General features: G+C 63.2%; 14 protein-coding genes. 12 read left to right on the top strand and 2 right to left on the bottom strand.

The window, feature by feature from the left end:
* Positions 1–116 precede the first annotated feature (116 nt).
* Positions 117–1,565: a sugar porter family MFS transporter gene (locus tag ACZ5G6_RS07250; RefSeq protein WP_498690445.1), complete on the bottom strand. Its 1,449-nt coding sequence runs from the start codon at positions 1,563–1,565 to the stop codon at positions 117–119.
* A gap of 133 nt (positions 1,566–1,698) precedes the next feature.
* Between ACZ5G6_RS07250 and ACZ5G6_RS07245 the strand changes: the two genes are divergently transcribed.
* Positions 1,699–2,715: a LacI family DNA-binding transcriptional regulator gene (locus tag ACZ5G6_RS07245; protein ID WP_498690443.1), complete on the top strand. Its 1,017-nt coding sequence runs from the start codon at positions 1,699–1,701 to the stop codon at positions 2,713–2,715.
* Between the two features lie 123 nt (positions 2,716–2,838).
* Here ACZ5G6_RS07245 and ACZ5G6_RS07240 read toward each other — a convergent pair whose 3' ends face one another.
* A complete protein-coding gene (locus ACZ5G6_RS07240; protein ID WP_498690439.1) occupies positions 2,839–3,435 on the bottom strand; it encodes a dihydrofolate reductase family protein in 597 nt (198 codons plus the stop codon).
* A gap of 108 nt (positions 3,436–3,543) precedes the next feature.
* Between ACZ5G6_RS07240 and ACZ5G6_RS07235 the strand changes: the two genes are divergently transcribed.
* The 11 genes from ACZ5G6_RS07235 (at position 3,544) to ACZ5G6_RS07185 (ending at position 15,305) form a co-directional block, all read left to right on the top strand.
* The gene (locus ACZ5G6_RS07235; protein WP_498690437.1) at positions 3,544–3,969 is read left to right on the top strand and encodes a hypothetical protein; all 426 of its coding nucleotides are present in this window, start codon (positions 3,544–3,546) and stop codon (positions 3,967–3,969) included.
* A gap of 181 nt (positions 3,970–4,150) precedes the next feature.
* A complete protein-coding gene (locus tag ACZ5G6_RS07230) occupies positions 4,151–6,778 on the top strand; it encodes a GMC oxidoreductase (RefSeq protein ID WP_498690435.1) in 2,628 nt (875 codons plus the stop codon).
* Positions 6,779–6,882: 104 nt separating this feature from the next.
* Entirely contained in the window at positions 6,883–8,802 is a 1,920-nt protein-coding gene (locus ACZ5G6_RS07225; protein ID WP_498690434.1) for a hypothetical protein, read from the top strand.
* On the top strand, positions 8,799–9,854 hold the full coding sequence (locus ACZ5G6_RS07220) for an alpha/beta hydrolase family protein (RefSeq protein WP_223936390.1): 1,056 nt from the start codon (positions 8,799–8,801) through the stop codon (positions 9,852–9,854). The genes ACZ5G6_RS07225 and ACZ5G6_RS07220 overlap by 4 nt, the downstream gene beginning before the upstream one ends.
* Entirely contained in the window at positions 9,851–10,834 is a 984-nt protein-coding gene (locus ACZ5G6_RS07215; protein WP_498690431.1) for an acetoacetate decarboxylase family protein, read from the top strand. The genes ACZ5G6_RS07220 and ACZ5G6_RS07215 overlap by 4 nt, the downstream gene beginning before the upstream one ends.
* Positions 10,831–11,313 (top strand): hypothetical protein, encoded by a 483-nt coding sequence (locus ACZ5G6_RS07210; protein WP_498690430.1) that lies wholly within the window; start codon positions 10,831–10,833, stop codon positions 11,311–11,313. Before ACZ5G6_RS07215 ends, ACZ5G6_RS07210 begins: the two co-directional genes overlap by 4 nt.
* Positions 11,310–11,819 carry a hypothetical protein gene (locus ACZ5G6_RS07205; protein WP_498690428.1) on the top strand — a complete coding sequence of 170 codons (510 nt, stop codon included), beginning with the start codon at positions 11,310–11,312 and terminating at the stop codon, positions 11,817–11,819. Before ACZ5G6_RS07210 ends, ACZ5G6_RS07205 begins: the two co-directional genes overlap by 4 nt.
* Complete coding sequence (locus ACZ5G6_RS07200) at positions 11,816–13,177, top strand: patatin-like phospholipase family protein (RefSeq protein WP_498690426.1); 1,362 nt, start codon at positions 11,816–11,818, stop codon at positions 13,175–13,177. The genes ACZ5G6_RS07205 and ACZ5G6_RS07200 overlap by 4 nt, the downstream gene beginning before the upstream one ends.
* 142 nt (positions 13,178–13,319) lie before the next feature.
* Positions 13,320–14,204, top strand: a complete 885-nt coding sequence (locus tag ACZ5G6_RS07195) for an FAD-dependent oxidoreductase (RefSeq protein WP_498690425.1) — start codon at positions 13,320–13,322, stop codon at positions 14,202–14,204.
* Between the two features lie 128 nt (positions 14,205–14,332).
* Positions 14,333–15,025: a deoxyribose-phosphate aldolase gene (gene deoC / locus ACZ5G6_RS07190; RefSeq protein WP_223936384.1), complete on the top strand. Its 693-nt coding sequence runs from the start codon at positions 14,333–14,335 to the stop codon at positions 15,023–15,025.
* Between the two features lie 52 nt (positions 15,026–15,077).
* Positions 15,078–15,305, top strand: a complete 228-nt coding sequence (locus ACZ5G6_RS07185) for a hypothetical protein (protein ID WP_223936383.1) — start codon at positions 15,078–15,080, stop codon at positions 15,303–15,305.
* The last annotated feature ends 27 nt before the right edge of the window (positions 15,306–15,332 follow it).

Below are 15,332 nucleotides of genomic sequence, written 5' to 3'. Positions count from 1 at the left end.
GCACCTCCCGTGAACCGTTTCGTGATATGGCGACGCTAACACCAGCAACACCGGGCATCGGGGGACACCGGAGAATCTTGACGGAATCCTAACGCCCCGTCGGCCTGTGCAGATGACTAGCTTTTGTGCACCAGGTAGATGGCGCCAGTTGTCACGTCCTCTTCCAGGGCCTCCAGCGTACGTCCACGGGTTTCCGGGACCTGGGTGTAGATGAACACCAGAGCGAGGATGCCCACAACACCAAACAGGAAGAACGTTCCCGTGATCCCCATCCCGGCCACAAGTGTGGGGAAGAAGAGACCCAGAAGCGCGTTTGCGATCCAAAGGCAGAAGACGGACAGGCCAATGGCGAAGCCGCGGACGTGCAGCGGGAAGATCTCGGACAGCATCACCCACACCGCAATGTTCAGGAACGTCTGCATCGATCCCACGAACGCAACCACCAGGACGAGGATCACGAACGGCCTGGCCGCGTTGCCCACCGGAAGGACGATCGACGCGATGCCGATGAGGAAGTGGCAGACCGTGGTCAAGGTGAAGCCGAGGAGCAGTGTTGTGCGGCGGTTGACGCGCTGCATCAACGTCAAAGCTATGACACCACCGACGACGGCGATCACACCGGGCGCGATGTTGGCGATCAGCGCGGCATTGGAGTCGAATCCGGCCTCAACGAGTACGGATTGGCCGTAGTACATGATCGAGTTGATGCCCGTCAGCTGTTGGGCGACGCCCAGCCCAATGCCTACAAGAATGATGCGCAGGATCCACTTGTCCTTCAGTGCGCCCCATGATGTAGCCCTCGATGCCCTTTCTTCGTCCGCGAGGTGCTTCACGTCCGCCATTTCTGCTTCGGCCCGCTCGTCGGAGCGAATGGTCTTGAGCACAGCCAAGGCTTCCGGGTTCCTGCCCTTCGAGATAAGCCAGCGCGGAGACTCCGGCATCCGCAGCATGCCAAAGAACAGCGCGATGGCAGGCAGTGCGGCAACAGCGAGCATAATGCGCCAGACCCCGCCGACCTCGCCCCAGACGTTGCCGATGATGGCGTTGACAACGAACGCAGCCAGCTGGCCGATGACGATCATGAGTTCGTTGCGCCCAGCCAGGGAACCGCGGATTTCGTAAGGCGCCAACTCGGCAAGGAAGACGGGAACCACGGTGGACGCACCACCTACGGCGAGGCCAAGGATGACGCGCCCCATGACCATTACCTCGAAGCTTGGCGCTGAAACACAGGCCAGCGTACCTACGAGGAACAGCACGGCCAGGAGGATGATCGTCTTCCTACGGCCCCAGCTATCTGAGAGGCGGCCACCGCCGACTGCTCCGGCAGCTGCGCCAAACAACAGCGAACTGGTGACGATCCCTTCCGTCAGCGGTGTCAGTGCGAGGTCGGCTGTCATTGGCCTCAGCGCGCCGTTGATGACACCAGTGTCATAGCCGAAGAGCAGGCCCCCGAACGTAGCCACCAGGGCAACAAGACCCAGCCGCTTACGGTGCGGGCCATTTGTTAGCGGAGGGAGGGTGGCATTGCCGGTTCCTTTGCTCTGCGTTTGCGTAGCAGACATCTGGACTCCTTTGTCAGTGTGTTGCGGGCCATACTCGCCCGCGCTGAATACAGACTAACGCGCGAAAGGTCTAAATGTAAGGTCAAACTAACAAATGACGAATTTGTCTCTCTTGCCCGTGGGAGGATGGACTATGGCTCTTGACCCTCAGCCCCGCCCTGCCACGCAAAGCGACGTCGCGCGTGCGGTGGGCGTCTCCCGGACCCTGGTGTCTTTCGCTTTCCGCGGCGCGCCCGGCGTCAGCCATGAGACCAAGGAGGCCATCTTCGAGGCAGCCAAGCGTCTCGGGTACCGGCCCAACGCCGTAGCCGCCGATCTGGCACGCAAGCACCGCTCCGCCGTCGGGCTTTATCTGCTTGATATCCGCAACGAAATCTACGCCGATGTCCTCAGCGGCGTCCGGACCGCACTCCCCCAAGACAGCAACCGGCTGATCTTGAGCGTTTCGCGGTCCGTGGACGGCGTGGACTCCGGTGCGCTGGAATCGCTGATTGAGGCCCGTGTTGGGATTATCATCGCCGCGACGCTGCTGGACTCGGACGAACACGTGCAAGAGATGGCCCGGATCGTCCCGCTGGTCAGTGTGACCCGGCCGGTACCCGGTGTGGACAGTGTGTACTCGGATGATTCCGCGGGGGCGCGGGCGGCAACCAGGCACCTTCTCAGCCTGGGGCATACGCGCATCGCCCATCTGTCCGGGCCGGTGTACGACGGCCACGTCGTCCGCCGCCAGAGTTACGAACAGACAATGCACGACGCCGGACTCTCACCACAGACGGTCGCGGCAGAAGACTTCACACAGGATGCGGGACAGCGGGCGGCCGCACAGATGCTGAACCAGTCCGATCGGCCGACTGCGATCTTCACCCATAACGACCAGTTGGCGTTGGGGGCCCGCGAAGCCGCTTATGCCCGCGGGCTCTCGGTTCCCGAAGATTTATCGCTGGTGGGCTATGACAATTCCAGGACCGCCCGCCTGCACGGCATTGACCTCACGTCCGTGGATTTGCACGCTGTTGAATTGGGGCGGATTGCCGGCGCAGTCGCCCTGGACCGGCTCAATAATCCCGACGCCCCCATCGCCGACGAACGCCTCACGCCGCAATTGGTGGTGCGCAACTCGACGGCGCCACCGCCGATATGCCGGTAAGACATGACGGCTTCCGGAAAATCCTCGCCGAAGCCGGCTTCCCCTCGAGCGACGACGCCGACATTACCATCCTGCGCCTGCATGCGATCGAGCCGCCGCTGTGAGCCAGGAGGACCCCGGCCTTTAACGGGGCAGGCGGTACCGCACATGGGTGACGAGCCTGGTGCCGGCCACTTCCGTCGGTTCAAGCTTGAGATTGCCGACGCCCTCCAACAACCGCTCGCCACCACCTAGAACCATGGGCGAAATGTGGAGCCGCAACTCGTCCATCAACCCCGCGTTGAGGTACTGCCGGGCTGTCTCGGCTCCGCCAGCGATGGCCACGTCTTTGCTTCCTGCGGCCTCCCGTGCCTGGGCAAGCGCAGATTCGATCCCATCGGTCACGAAATGGAACGTGGTGCCGCCCTGCATCTCCAGCGGCTCATGCTGATGGTGTGTCAGGACGAAAACCGGTGCGTGATACGGCGGTTCCTCACCCCACCATCCCCGCCATTCCTTATCCCACATGTCTGGCCCGGGCCCTGCGAACATGTTCCGCCCCATGATGAAGGCACCGGCTGCAAGGATTTCTTCAACCTGGGCCGCGTTGGCTTCGGCCTCTTCAAACATCCACCGGTGCAGGAGTTCTCCGCCGTCCCCCAATGGCTCCGACAGCCGCTGGTTGGGACCGGCCACGAAGCCGTCCAAGGAGATGGTCAGATCACATGTCACTCGGCTCATGCGCCCATCATGCCACCCTGCAACCCTATGCGGCGTTGCTTCAGCGTGCAGCACTCGCCAAATGCCCAGCCGCGGCGGAAACTGGGGCTACACATCTCAGGAGGAGCAATGACATCCGAACTGATGGAGCGGCTCAACATTCTGGTCGGCGAGTGGGAGACCGTGGCTCCTGCCATGGACGCGGTGGGCCGGACAACCTTCGAATGGCTGCAAGGTGGTGGTTTCCTCATCCAGCGGTCCACTGTGGACAGGCCGGAATTCCCTAATGCTCTTTGCACTATCGGCGCTACAGGATCAGACGGCGCACTTCAGCAGCACTACTTCGATTCCCGAGGCGTGGCCCGCATCCTCGACATGACCCTGGAAGATAACGTGTGGACCCTTTTCCGCGATGGACCCGATTGGCCGCAACGCTACATCGGCCGGATCAGCGAGGACGGTAACACCATCACTGGCCGTTGGGAGCGGGGAACTTACCTCGGCGCCCCGCTTCAGCACGACTTCGACCTCAACTTCACGCGCGTCCTCCCATGACATCCGGCGAGCCAGGCCGGATAACGGAATAACTCCACCTCATGGACAGATCCCCGGCCCGGTGGGAACATAAGGGCGATAGTCCGGAGGCACCGCCCGGTCATGCCGGGGCCGCCTTCAGGTCAGCTTTCCTCTGAGAGGAACGGCCATGGGTCGTCTGGGGACCGGGAACAGCGGGGATGTGGGTTTCGAACCCGCACCCGATCCGGCACGCCACAGCGCACACAACATCGAAAAAGTTGACGCCGTGGTGGTCGGTTCCGGATTCGGTGGTTCGGTGGCTGCACTCCGCCTTGCCGAGGCCGGACAATCCGTGGTGCTCATGGAACGTGGCAAGCCCTACCCGCCAGGCAGCTTTGCGCGTTCGCCGGCGGAGATGGGCCGGAATTTCTGGGACCCGGACCGCGGCCTGTATGGGCTTTTTGATGCCTGGACATTCCGGGGCACGGAGGGCCTGGTGTCCAGCGGCCTGGGCGGCGGTTCGCTGATCTACGCCAACGTCCTCCTGCGCAAGGACGAAAAGTGGTTCGTCAACGAGTCCCCCATCCCTGGCGGCGGTTACGAGAATTGGCCCTTCACGCGGGCCGACCTTGATCCGTACTACAAAGCCGCAGAAGACATGCTTCAACCGGTCCGTTATCCGTACAACGACACACCCAAAACCATGGCCATGGAGAAGACCGCCGCAACCCTCGGCCTACCCATCAGCCGACCCCCCATTGCCGTCACTTTTTCCACGGAGCCCACCAAGGAACCCCAAACCAACAGGCCACTCCCCCTCCCGGAGTACGGCAGCATCCACGGACCAAACACCGTCCGGACCACGTGCACGCTCAGCGGTGAGTGCGATATCGGCTGCAACGCCGGTGCCAAGAATACGCTGGACCACAACTACATTTCGGCGGCCGCTCATCAGGGCGCGGATATCCGCACGTTCCACGACGTCCGTGGGATCAGGCCACTTGGAAGGGGAGGATACGAGGTCCGCTACGTGGTGCACGATCCCGAGCGCCAAGGTGAGCTCCTCAAGGAGCGCATCATCCACTGCCGCCGGCTCATCCTTGGCGCAGGCACGTTCGGCACCAACTTCCTGCTTCTGCGCAACCGCAGTTCACTACCCGCCCTCAGCGACGCCTTGGGCACCCGTTTCAGCGGCAACGGCGACCTCCTGACATTCATCATGGGCGCCAAGACTCCCGCCACCAACGGATCGCCACCCGGAGTGCGAACACTCACCGGCAGCCGCGGTCCAGTCATCACCACCGCGATCCGGATTCCCGATTCAAACGACGACGACGGCGACGGTCGCGGCTACTACGTGGAGGACGCCGGGTATCCGGCCTTCATGAACTGGCTCATGGAGACCGCCCAACTCAGCACCGCCGTCAAACGGACAGCCAAGGTTGCCCGTCAACTGCTGAAGGACAGGCTGTTCGACGCCGGGCGCTCCAACGTTTCTGCCGACCTCGCCGCCGCACTGGGTGATGGGCGCCTGTCCTCCAGTTCGGTGCCGCTGCTCGGGATGGGACGGGATATCCCCGACGGCGTCATGACCCTTCGCGACGGAAGGCTCGCCATCGCGTGGACCATGGCGACCTCCAAGGACTACTTCGGACGCGTCCGCGGAACGATGTCCGAGATCGCCAAGGACCTCGACGGGGACTTCATCGACAATCCCCTGTGGTGGGCCAAGCGCGTCATCACGGTCCACCCTATTGGCGGCGCGCCGTCCGGCCGGCATCCGGGCGAGGCGGTGTGTGACTCATACGGCGAGGTATTCGGATATCCCGGCCTGTTCGTGGTGGACGGCGCAGCGATGCCGGGTCCTGTGGGCGCCAACCCGTCGCTGACCATTTCCGCCTTCGCCGAACGCACCTGCGCGCACATCCTTGAGAGCACCCACAGTGCCGCACACAGGGGAATTAGCCCCGCTGATGCTGCTGGTGCCGGCGACCTGACTGATGCCGGCACCCATCCGTCAGTTCCCCGCGAGTTGGCGCCCGACGCTACCAAAGGCAAGGGCGCGCAGGAGGAGCGGCCCGCGAGCGGCGTCGCTGATGTCCCGGCTGAGGGATCCAGGAGCCGTGGTTTGGGGTTGCCGCAACCCCGAGACCAGCAACAGGCGGCAAAAGACACGCGGACGTCTGTGCGGTTCACCGAGCAGATGCACGGCTGGTTCAGTCCCGGATTCAGCGATCCGGAGAAGGGGCGAAGCCTGGGCAGGGACCGGGGCCGGAAGATCATGTTCGAGCTAACGATTACCGCCGAGGACATGGATAGGTTCGTGGAGGACCCGAGCCACCCGGCGAAGGCGGAGGGGTATGTCCTGGCAGATTACTTCGGTGGCCGGATGCCGGTGGAACGAGGCTGGTTCAACCTTTTTGTGGAGGACGTTTCCGATGATGGCAGGCCAGCCAGGCGCATGCTGTACCGATTGTGGCTACGGGACCCGGGCGGGACACCGTTCACGTTTACCGGGTACAAGCTGATTCATAACGAGGCAGGACTGGACGTCTGGCAAGACACCACCACGCTTTACGCGACGATCCTGCGGGGCCACGTTCCGCCGTCGGAAACGCCTGGCGTAGATGAGCAAGGCGGGGAGGACGTCTTCGGTGCTGGCATTCTGTACATCCGCCCGCTCGACTTCGCCAAGCAACTGACCACGTTCCGTGCCGAGGGCCCGGCCCAGGCTGCGGGTTTGGCGTCCTTCATGAAACTGTTCGCCGGTGAGTTGTGGCAGGTGTACGGACGGGCCCTCAAACGGATTCCGTTCCCGCTACGGAGCCCACTGCGGCCACGCAGATGAAGAGCTGGGAGCTTGCGAGGCACCGTGTTGCTCTGGGCTTCACCCCCCAGGCTGCGGTTCGTTGGCTCTCGCCGATGTCGCTGGCAAGGACGGCATTGAAAGTCATGGCAGCGACTGTGTTCGCGGACTTCGGTGACAAAAGGGAACTCGAGGGCAGTTTTCCGGCTGATCCTTTACGCCTGGACAAACTCCCCGTCCCCGGCCAACCGGCCCAGCCGCCGGTCACAAGCCGCGGGCTCCCGTCGCCCGGGGAGCTCGCGGCATCACGCCCTACAAGCGCCGGCGGGCCTCCAGGCCCTACCGAGTTGTGGCTCGATTTCACCGCAGACCTGGGAGACGGATTCGACGCAACCTACTCCGTCGCTTTGCTGCTCGCACAGGACAAACTAACGGTTGACGGCCACGAACTCCCCCGCGGCAGGGTCCTGGTCCTCGGCGGCGATGAAGTCTACCCCGTCGCTTCGCCGGCTGCCTACCAGAATCGGATGGCAGGGCCCTACCGGATGGCGCTACCCACCAAGCACAATCCCACACCCATCATGCTCGCGCTCCCAGGCAACCACGACTGGTACGACGGCCTGACCTCGTTCATCCGGATGTTCACGCGGCAACGGAGCATCGGGGGCTGGCGGACCATCCAGACCCGCAGCTACTTCGCGGTCAGGCTCACAGGTCAATCGCCCACGGAGGTTTCCGGCGAACGGCAGGATGGCACCCCCGGTTGGTGGATCCTGGGCCTGGACAGCCAGTTGGGGCAGTACATCGATGAACCTCAATTGGACTACTTCTATAGGAACGTCACGCTGCAGCTCCAACCCGGAGACGCCATCATCCTGTGCGTCGCCGCCCCTTTTTGGGTCGACGCGGATCAGCCAGGGCCCAATGAGTTCCGTCAGGTGAACTTCTTCGAGCAGGACTACCTGCGCCGCCGGTTCAATCCCGAGACGGGCTTGTTCGAGGCCACAGGCGCAAACGTGCGGCTGTGGCTCACCGGCGATCTCCACCACTATTCCCGCTACGAGGAACGATCATTCCCTGACGGAAAGAACGCCGACATACAGGGCACACAAAACCTCCCACCGGATCCAGCGAGAACGCAGATGATCACCTGCGGCCTGGGCGGTGCGTATCTCTCAGATGCACATTGGCTCCCCGAACACCTCATCCTTCCCGGCCACGCGGATGCACAGGGCTTGTCCTCCAGCATCACCGAGCCCGAAAACTCCCACCGTGGCCAGGATCAAGCACCACCCACAACACGCCACTTCACGCGAATGCCCACCCTCTACCCGGACCAGGCCGACTCCCACTTGCTCGGTCCACGGCTCGCGAACCCCTTCTCGCAGTATTGGCTCCCCATCCGCAACCCTGGCTTCGGCTTGTCCCTGGGCATCGTCCACGTGGTCGCCGCAGTGACGCTCTGGACAGTCTTCAGCGCGTTCCGTGGGGAGTCTTTTGTGGACAGCCTGCGTAGCCTGACCCGTGGGAACACCCTGCTCCTCGTCGTTGTCCTCATCCTTGTGGTGCCGATCGTGCTTGCACTCGTATCGCTCCTGGCACGACTGCTCGGGCTGTCCAAGGCAGGCATCGTGGTCTTCACCCGGGGCACCCTTTACCAACTGTCCGCACTCGCGGTGAGTTCCGCCGTCGTGATCCTGCTTCCCTGGCCAAACGGGTGGCCGGACGTCGTGATCCTGCTCTTGGCGCTGGCGCTGGTGTACCTGGGTGGCTGGGCGCTTGGCAGTGAGGCCTTCGCGCTGTTCATCCTGGCGACGCCCAGCGGGGAGGTGTCCACATGGAAAATGTCCGGCCAATCCATCGAAGACCATAAGGGATTCCTGCGCCTCCACCTCGCCGATGACGGCAACCTGACTGTCTACCCGCTGGTGGTGGACACAGTCTGCCGCGATTGGCAGCTGGCGCAGAACGACGACGGCGCGCGGCTGGTTCCGGAATCCGGCCTGCCAACCGTACGGCTGCTTGAAGAACCCATCACCATCACGCGGAAAGGAACCGCACCATGATCATCACCCGTGCCGAGCACCGGACCGACGTCATCCCGTTCCGTGCCCGGGACAACACCCCTTTGAGCCTGGTCCATGTGACGTCGCCGGTGGAGGTGACCAAAGGGCCGGTCATGCTGGTCCACGGTTCCGGAGTCCGGGCAGAGCTGTTCCGGCCTCCTGTCCGGACCACCATAGTGGACGTCCTGCTGGAGGACGGATGGGACGTGTGGATGCTGAACTGGCGGGCATCCATCGACCTCGATCCCCTCTCCTGGACGCTCGCCGACGCCGCCGTGTACGACCATCCTGCCGCCGTCGAGCATGTCCTCAACGCCACCGGCGCGGAAACGATGAAAGCCGTCATCCACTGCCAGGGATCAACGTCGTTCACCATGTCCGCGGTGGCCGGGCTGCTGCCCCAGGTGGACACGATCGTCTCAAACGCCGTATCCCTGCATCCCGTGGTGCCGGCGTTCTCCCGGCTCAAGATCGACTACCTGACGCCTGTGGTCAAGGTCTTCACTCCCTACTTGTCCCCGGCGTGGGGCTATAAATCGCAGGGCTACTTCACAAGGGCCATCCGGGGCCTGGTCAAAGCCACGCACCGCGAGTGCGACAACATCGTCTGCAAGATGGTCAGCTTCACCTACGGCAGTGGCCGCCCGGCCCTTTGGGCGCACGAAAACCTCGACGACGCCACTCACCAATGGCTCAGCGGTGAGTTCGCCGAGGTTCCCGTGACGTTCTTCGAGGAGATGGGCCGCAGCATCAAAGCCGGCCACATGGTGGCTGCCGGAAACCATCCGGAACTACCGGAGAACTTTGTGGCCGAGGCTCCCCAAACAGATGCACGGTTCGCGTTCATTGCCGGGATGGACAACCTCTGTTTCCTTCCCGAAAGCCAACAACGCACATTCGAATTCTTCCAAAAGCACCGGCCTGGGAAGGACTCCCTCCACCTCATCCCCGGCTATGGGCATCTGGACGTCTTCTTCGGCGATCATGCATGGCAGGACACCTTCCCGGTCATTGTCCAGGAGCTCAACGGAACCAAGGAGCCGAATTCATGAAAACACTCACCGAACTGGTAACCCCACTACTCAAGCTCATGCCGTCCCCGGTTCCCCGACGCCAGGAACGGCTCCGCGGCCAGCACGCACTCGCCGATGGCATCAAGTACGTCATGCCAGTCAATTCCGATGACTCCCCCGTGCTCATGGCGGCCTTCCCCATCAACAAGAAAGCCGCGGCCGCCGCACTCCCCGGCACAGAAATGCGGCCCTTCAGCCTGGGCGGCAAAGGGCTGCTTGTGGTCACAGTGGTCAATTACAAGTCCACAGACATTGGCAAGTACATCGAATACTCGCTGGCCATAGCCATCACCCACGGCAGCAGGCCCGCCCCGCCCATCCTCCCCCTGATCTTCCAGAAAACCTTCAAACTGGGCCAGTTCGTTGTGGACCTGCCCGTTAGTTCAGAGGTTTCGGTCAAGGGTGGCAAGGGAATCTGGGGCATGCCCAAGCATCAGGCCAACCTGGACTTCGTGGTCACCGATTCCACGGTGTCAGCACAGTACGACAAGGACGGCCGGCTGGGTTGCTACATCGAAATAGAACGGCCCGAGCCCCTCGGCCTGCCCCTGAAGCTCGCAGCCTCAAACTACTGCGTCTTCCGGAACATGCTCTGGAAATCCGATATCTACTTCGAAGCCATCGGGGACATCGCCCTCGGAGCACAGGCCAAGGCGCGCCTCATCCTCGGTGACGCGCCCGGCGTCGAGCCTTTGAAGAACCTGCAGATGGAAAGCAAACCAGTCTTCACCGCCTGGCTGCCGCAAGCCCACGGTGTCCTTGACGATCACTACGAAGCCTGGTTCCTCACGGCACCTACGGAATCCGATGCAGCAGCCCTTCGGGGAGGCGACATGCTGGACAGCGTCGTGAACCTGGGCCAGGGCCAGGAATGGCTGGCCCCACCGGACCGGAGCCGGATTGCCGCGACGGAAGGCTCCGGCGCCGTACCCCGCGCTACTCCGGGAAGCATCCAATGAACTGGCTACTCCTCATCAACGCGCTCTACTTCCTGTTCGGTGCAACCATGTACGTGGGCACCATGTGGGTCCTGAAGTTCTTCCTGTACCCCACCTGGCGCTCGCTGGCCCGCGACAACGTGGACATGCACTTCGGCATCCCTACCCGCGCAGCCACCAAGTTCTTCACCATCGTGGTGCCCATCATGTTCATCTCCGGCGGCATCCTGGTGTGGTCAGAGTGGGGCACCGTCCGCGTCATTCCAGCCATCATCTGCTTGGTGGGCATCATCGTCCTGACCTGGGTTGGCCAAGGCATCATCATTCCCATCAACAAGCGCATCCGGGGCGGCGACTTCGCGGACGACTCTGAACTGCGCTCCCTGCTGAAGCGCTGGATGATGCTCAACGACATCCGTTTCTACGTCTCCACGCTGACCTGGGCAGCCATGGTGTGGCTGCTGGTGGATCGCGGCCGCCTGCTGGAGTCGTTCGCATGACCGCCCATCAGCCAGCACAGCCGGCTCCCCACCACCAGCCCAACAACCAGGCCCACCACCAGGCCCGCCGCCCCGGCGTGCTGGCCTGGGCCGCCGCCGATCCCCTCCGCGCCATCCTGGCAGCAATCGCCATCATCACAGTCCTGACCGGGGCCGTGCAGGTTCCCTTTGGCGGCACGGTCCTGCAACTGATCGGCGCCGACCCCACACCCGGAATGCGCCAACTCTTCGGAACCGTAGGCATGTTCATGGTGGTGGTGGGCGGACTGCTCCTCCACACCCTGCTCAACGCCATGCCCTCTCCCGAGGTGGTGCTGTGGTCCGGACTGCAGAAAGCAGGGGCGTTCGGCGCCGTCGGAATCGGGGTACTGAACGGCGTCTTCTCACCCGTAGCGCTCCTGGTGGCCTTCTTTGACCTCGCGACGGCGGTACTCCTGTTCGTCTATTGGCGACGGATCAGTGGGGGTATGGCCGGAGGGGGTATGGCCGGAGGAAACGCGCTGTGAAGCGTTCTTTGGTGCTCGCAGGTGGCGGAATGCGCGTGGCCTGGCAGGCCGGCGTCATGAGGGCGCTCGCCGAGGAAGGACTCGAGTTCCAGCATGTTGACGGCAGCTCCGGCGGGATCCTGACGGCAGGGATGCTGCTGTCCGGGGTTTCGCCGGCAGAAATGTGTACCCGGTGGTCCGGCGTGGACGTCAAGGACTTCGGCTCGGCGCTGCCCGTCGGCGACTACCTCAAAGGCCCATGGTCGCTGCCAGCTATAGGCGACGCCGACGGCATCCTGAACAAGGTTTTTCCCACCCTGGGCATCAACGATGCGACCATCCGCGGCCGCGCCGCGGAACCGGGCGCCGTCGAGGGTTCCTTCAACGTGGTGGAGTTCACCGGGAAGCAATGCCACGCAATCGATGCCACCGCGATTGATGCGGAGCTCATGGCCGCGGGAATGTCACTGCCCATCTTCCTGACACCTCTGCGCCGGGATGGGAAGATCTGGACGGATGCCGTCTGGATGCGTGACGCCAACGTAGCCGAAGCCCTACGTCGGGGAGCGGAGGAAGTGTGGCTGATTTGGTGCATCGGCAACTCGCCATATTGGGGCGACGGTCCCCTGGAGCAGTACGTCCACATGATCGAAATGAGTGCCATGGGAGCCCTCCTTGCAGATTTTGAGGCTGCGAGGGCCGCTGGACGCGAGTTTGTGCTGCATGTGGTGCGCCCCGAGCATCCGCTTCCGCTGGACCCCGAGTTCTACCTGGGCAGGATCGACGCCGATACCCTGATCGGCATGGGATATCGGGATGCCCGCGCGTACCTGGACACTATGACGCCAGCCGGCGTACCGAAAGACGCCAGCTGCACCGCCATGACCGAACCAGCGGCGGGCGTCCGTTTCAACGACACCCTGCGCAGCGAACTGGAGGGCTCACCCCTGACGTTCAAGGGCACTGTCATTCTGCCCACGGCAGGGTCCGGGGCGCCGCCGCAGTTCACGGGATTCCTGGAGCACCCGCTCTTCGGTGGCCGCATCTTCCTCTCCGGCGGCCACGTAGAGACGCAAGGCCACGACGTCACGTACCGTGCACGCATCAGGCTCGACGGCCGGTGGCAGGACGTGGCCTTGACGCGCACCTTGCGGGACGATCCCGGTCCGGACGTGTGGACGGACTCGCGCAGGGCAGTATTGAAAGTGAATGGCTTGCGTATGGGTAGCCTGACAGCCGAGCTAACCATGAGCCTGGCCGACGCCGCAGGACTTTTGGCATCGGTGGAGCCAGTTGGTGCCCACGGCTTCGTTGACCGGGCAGAGGCCGTGGCCGGCTTCGCCGCCAACGGATTAAGAGAGTTGCTGGGACGATACTGAACCCCACTGTGATCCACGTTATTACCGGCTGGTAAACAGCGCACTACGGATCTACAAAAGATGGCAACAACAAGGAAACACCCGCGAAAAACCGGGCCCCTACGCTGAAGATCAACAGGTCACGCCAGCGAAAGGGCCAAACATGTCCTCCACTCCCGTTCACATTGTCATTGCAGGCGCAGGTCCGGCGGCCCAGGCTTTGGTGCGGCGGCTGGCCGGTGCCGCCTCCGGCTCCCGCAAGGAAGTACAGCGCAGGTTCGATGGCACCATCACTGTGCTCAGCAATCGCGACGAATGCCCCGACGCCCTCCTGGAACTGGCAGAACTCCCGCAGGTCTCGGTCCGGTTCGGGCAGGCCGCCAGCTTCATTGACGCCCAGGCAAAGATCGTCACCACCGTGGACGGCATGGAGTTCTCCTACGACCAACTCGTGATCGCGACGGGTTCAGCGCCAACCTTCCCGCCAGTCTCCGGTGCCGAAGCCAGCCTCAGCTACTCCACTATCGACGACGCCGCGAACATCGGCGAAGCGGTCAAGGACGTGGCCCGGATCGTCGGTCGACGCCCGCTGGGAATCCTCGTTGGCAATGGTCCCGCGGCCGGGCAGGCAGAGGCCGTGCTCCGGGCCCGCGGAGTCCGTCCCGTCCGCACCACCCTCCGCCCTGCCGCCGTCGTTTCTTCCAACGTCGATACCCTTGTGCCCGATTCCGCCCTGCCTGCCACCGGGATCCTTTTCGAAGACGGCAGCAGCATGAACGGCGACCTCGTGGTCCTCGCCGAAGAACGTACGGCGCGTACCGAGCTCGCCGAAAGCGCCGGTCTCCAGATAGCTTCCGACGGCGGCATCGCAGTAGGTCGCGACCTCGCTACCTCCGTCCCGGGCATCTGGGCGATCGGCGACGCCGCTTCCTGCGACGGCCTTCGCCTGGGCCTTCTCCTCTCCGCCGAGTCCTCCGCGATGTTGTGCGCGTCGGGGATGCTGTTGGGGGCACGGGGCAGCAGCCAGCAGGCCGCGATGGCAGCCTGACCGCTGCCCCACTTTGCCTATGTGGACAACCCCGACCGGCAATCGGACCATGTGGCAAGATGGTCCTTTGACGGGCAGTGACAACCCTGCGGCCATCGGGCCGGCCACGCCCGGCACGGAAGGATCCCATGAGCAACGAAGCCGTCGCGCCCGCAAGCATCGCCTCGTACATCGACCACACGCTGTTGAAGCCCGAGGCCAGCGAGGCTGAGGTTTTGAAGGTGTGCGCCGAGGCGGTGGAGTACAAATTCAAGTCCGTCTGCGTCAATCCGATCTGGGTCAAGACTGTAACCAAGGCCCTTAAAGGCTCGGGAGTACTGACCTGCTCGGTTATCGGTTTCCCCCTCGGCGCCACGCCCAGCGACGTCAAAGCGTTCGAAGCCCGAGGCGCCGTTTTGGACGGCGCGGATGAGATCGACATGGTGATCAACATGGCGGCCGCCCGCGCGAACGACAAAGGTGCCCTGGTGGATGACATCACCGCCGTCGCCGAAGCTGTCCACGCCGGCGAGGCCATCCTGAAGGTCATCATCGAGACGTCCATGTTGACCGATGAACAGAAGGTCATTGCCTGCGAAGCCGCCGTGGAAGCAGGGGCTGACTTCGTCAAGACCTCCACAGGATTCAATGGCGGCGGAGCAACAGTTGAGGATGTTGCCTTGATGCGCAAGACCGTAGGGCCCGATGTTGGGGTCAAAGCGTCCGGCGGAGTGCGGTCCCTGACCGACGCACAGGCTATGATTGCTGCTGGTGCAACACGTATCGGAGCGAGTTCCGGAATAGCCATTGTCAAAGGTGAACAGGGTTCATCGGATTACTGAGGCATCCGCGACCGCCACAGATTTTGAGCCCTGCGGGGCCGAGGAGGAATGAATGTCCAAGAACGCAACAAGCGCGCCCATTGAAAAAGAGAACAACCTCGGCGTAAGCATTGTCCTGTTCCTGATTGTGATCGTGCTGTTCCTGGGCGCCATCTACTCCCTGTCCTTCCTCAGCCTGGACAACCCGTGGCCCATGGCCGTGTGCTTGGGCCTGTTCGCCCTCGCATTCTGGATTCCGCAAACCATCCTTGGCCGCTCGGACTCAGCTGGCGAAAGCTAAACTTTCACGCAATATGGGATGGCCCGG

Source organism: Arthrobacter sp. TmtSoilC51 (assembly GCF_055388015.1).
This window is presented reverse-complemented; position numbering and strand designations above follow the sequence as displayed.

Excerpts from the sequence above, each read along its gene's own strand:
- ACZ5G6_RS07210 (WP_498690430.1), top strand. The coding sequence starts at position 10,831 with ATGAACTGGCTACTCCTCATCAACGCGCTCTACTTCCTGTTCGGTGCA.
- ACZ5G6_RS07240 (WP_498690439.1), bottom strand. The coding sequence starts at position 3,435 with ATGAGCCGAGTGACATGTGATCTGACCATCTCCTTGGACGGCTTCGTG.
- deoC (WP_223936384.1), top strand. The coding sequence starts at position 14,333 with ATGAGCAACGAAGCCGTCGCGCCCGCAAGCATCGCCTCGTACATCGAC.
- ACZ5G6_RS07235 (WP_498690437.1), top strand. The coding sequence starts at position 3,544 with ATGACATCCGAACTGATGGAGCGGCTCAACATTCTGGTCGGCGAGTGG.
- ACZ5G6_RS07250 (WP_498690445.1), bottom strand. The coding sequence starts at position 1,565 with ATGTCTGCTACGCAAACGCAGAGCAAAGGAACCGGCAATGCCACCCTC.
- ACZ5G6_RS07220 (WP_223936390.1), top strand. The coding sequence starts at position 8,799 with ATGATCATCACCCGTGCCGAGCACCGGACCGACGTCATCCCGTTCCGT.
- ACZ5G6_RS07205 (WP_498690428.1), top strand. The coding sequence starts at position 11,310 with ATGACCGCCCATCAGCCAGCACAGCCGGCTCCCCACCACCAGCCCAAC.
- ACZ5G6_RS07225 (WP_498690434.1), top strand. The coding sequence starts at position 6,883 with ATGGCAGCGACTGTGTTCGCGGACTTCGGTGACAAAAGGGAACTCGAG.
- ACZ5G6_RS07195 (WP_498690425.1), top strand. The coding sequence starts at position 13,320 with ATGTCCTCCACTCCCGTTCACATTGTCATTGCAGGCGCAGGTCCGGCG.
- ACZ5G6_RS07215 (WP_498690431.1), top strand. The coding sequence starts at position 9,851 with ATGAAAACACTCACCGAACTGGTAACCCCACTACTCAAGCTCATGCCG.
- ACZ5G6_RS07245 (WP_498690443.1), top strand. The coding sequence starts at position 1,699 with ATGGCTCTTGACCCTCAGCCCCGCCCTGCCACGCAAAGCGACGTCGCG.
- ACZ5G6_RS07185 (WP_223936383.1), top strand. The coding sequence starts at position 15,078 with ATGTCCAAGAACGCAACAAGCGCGCCCATTGAAAAAGAGAACAACCTC.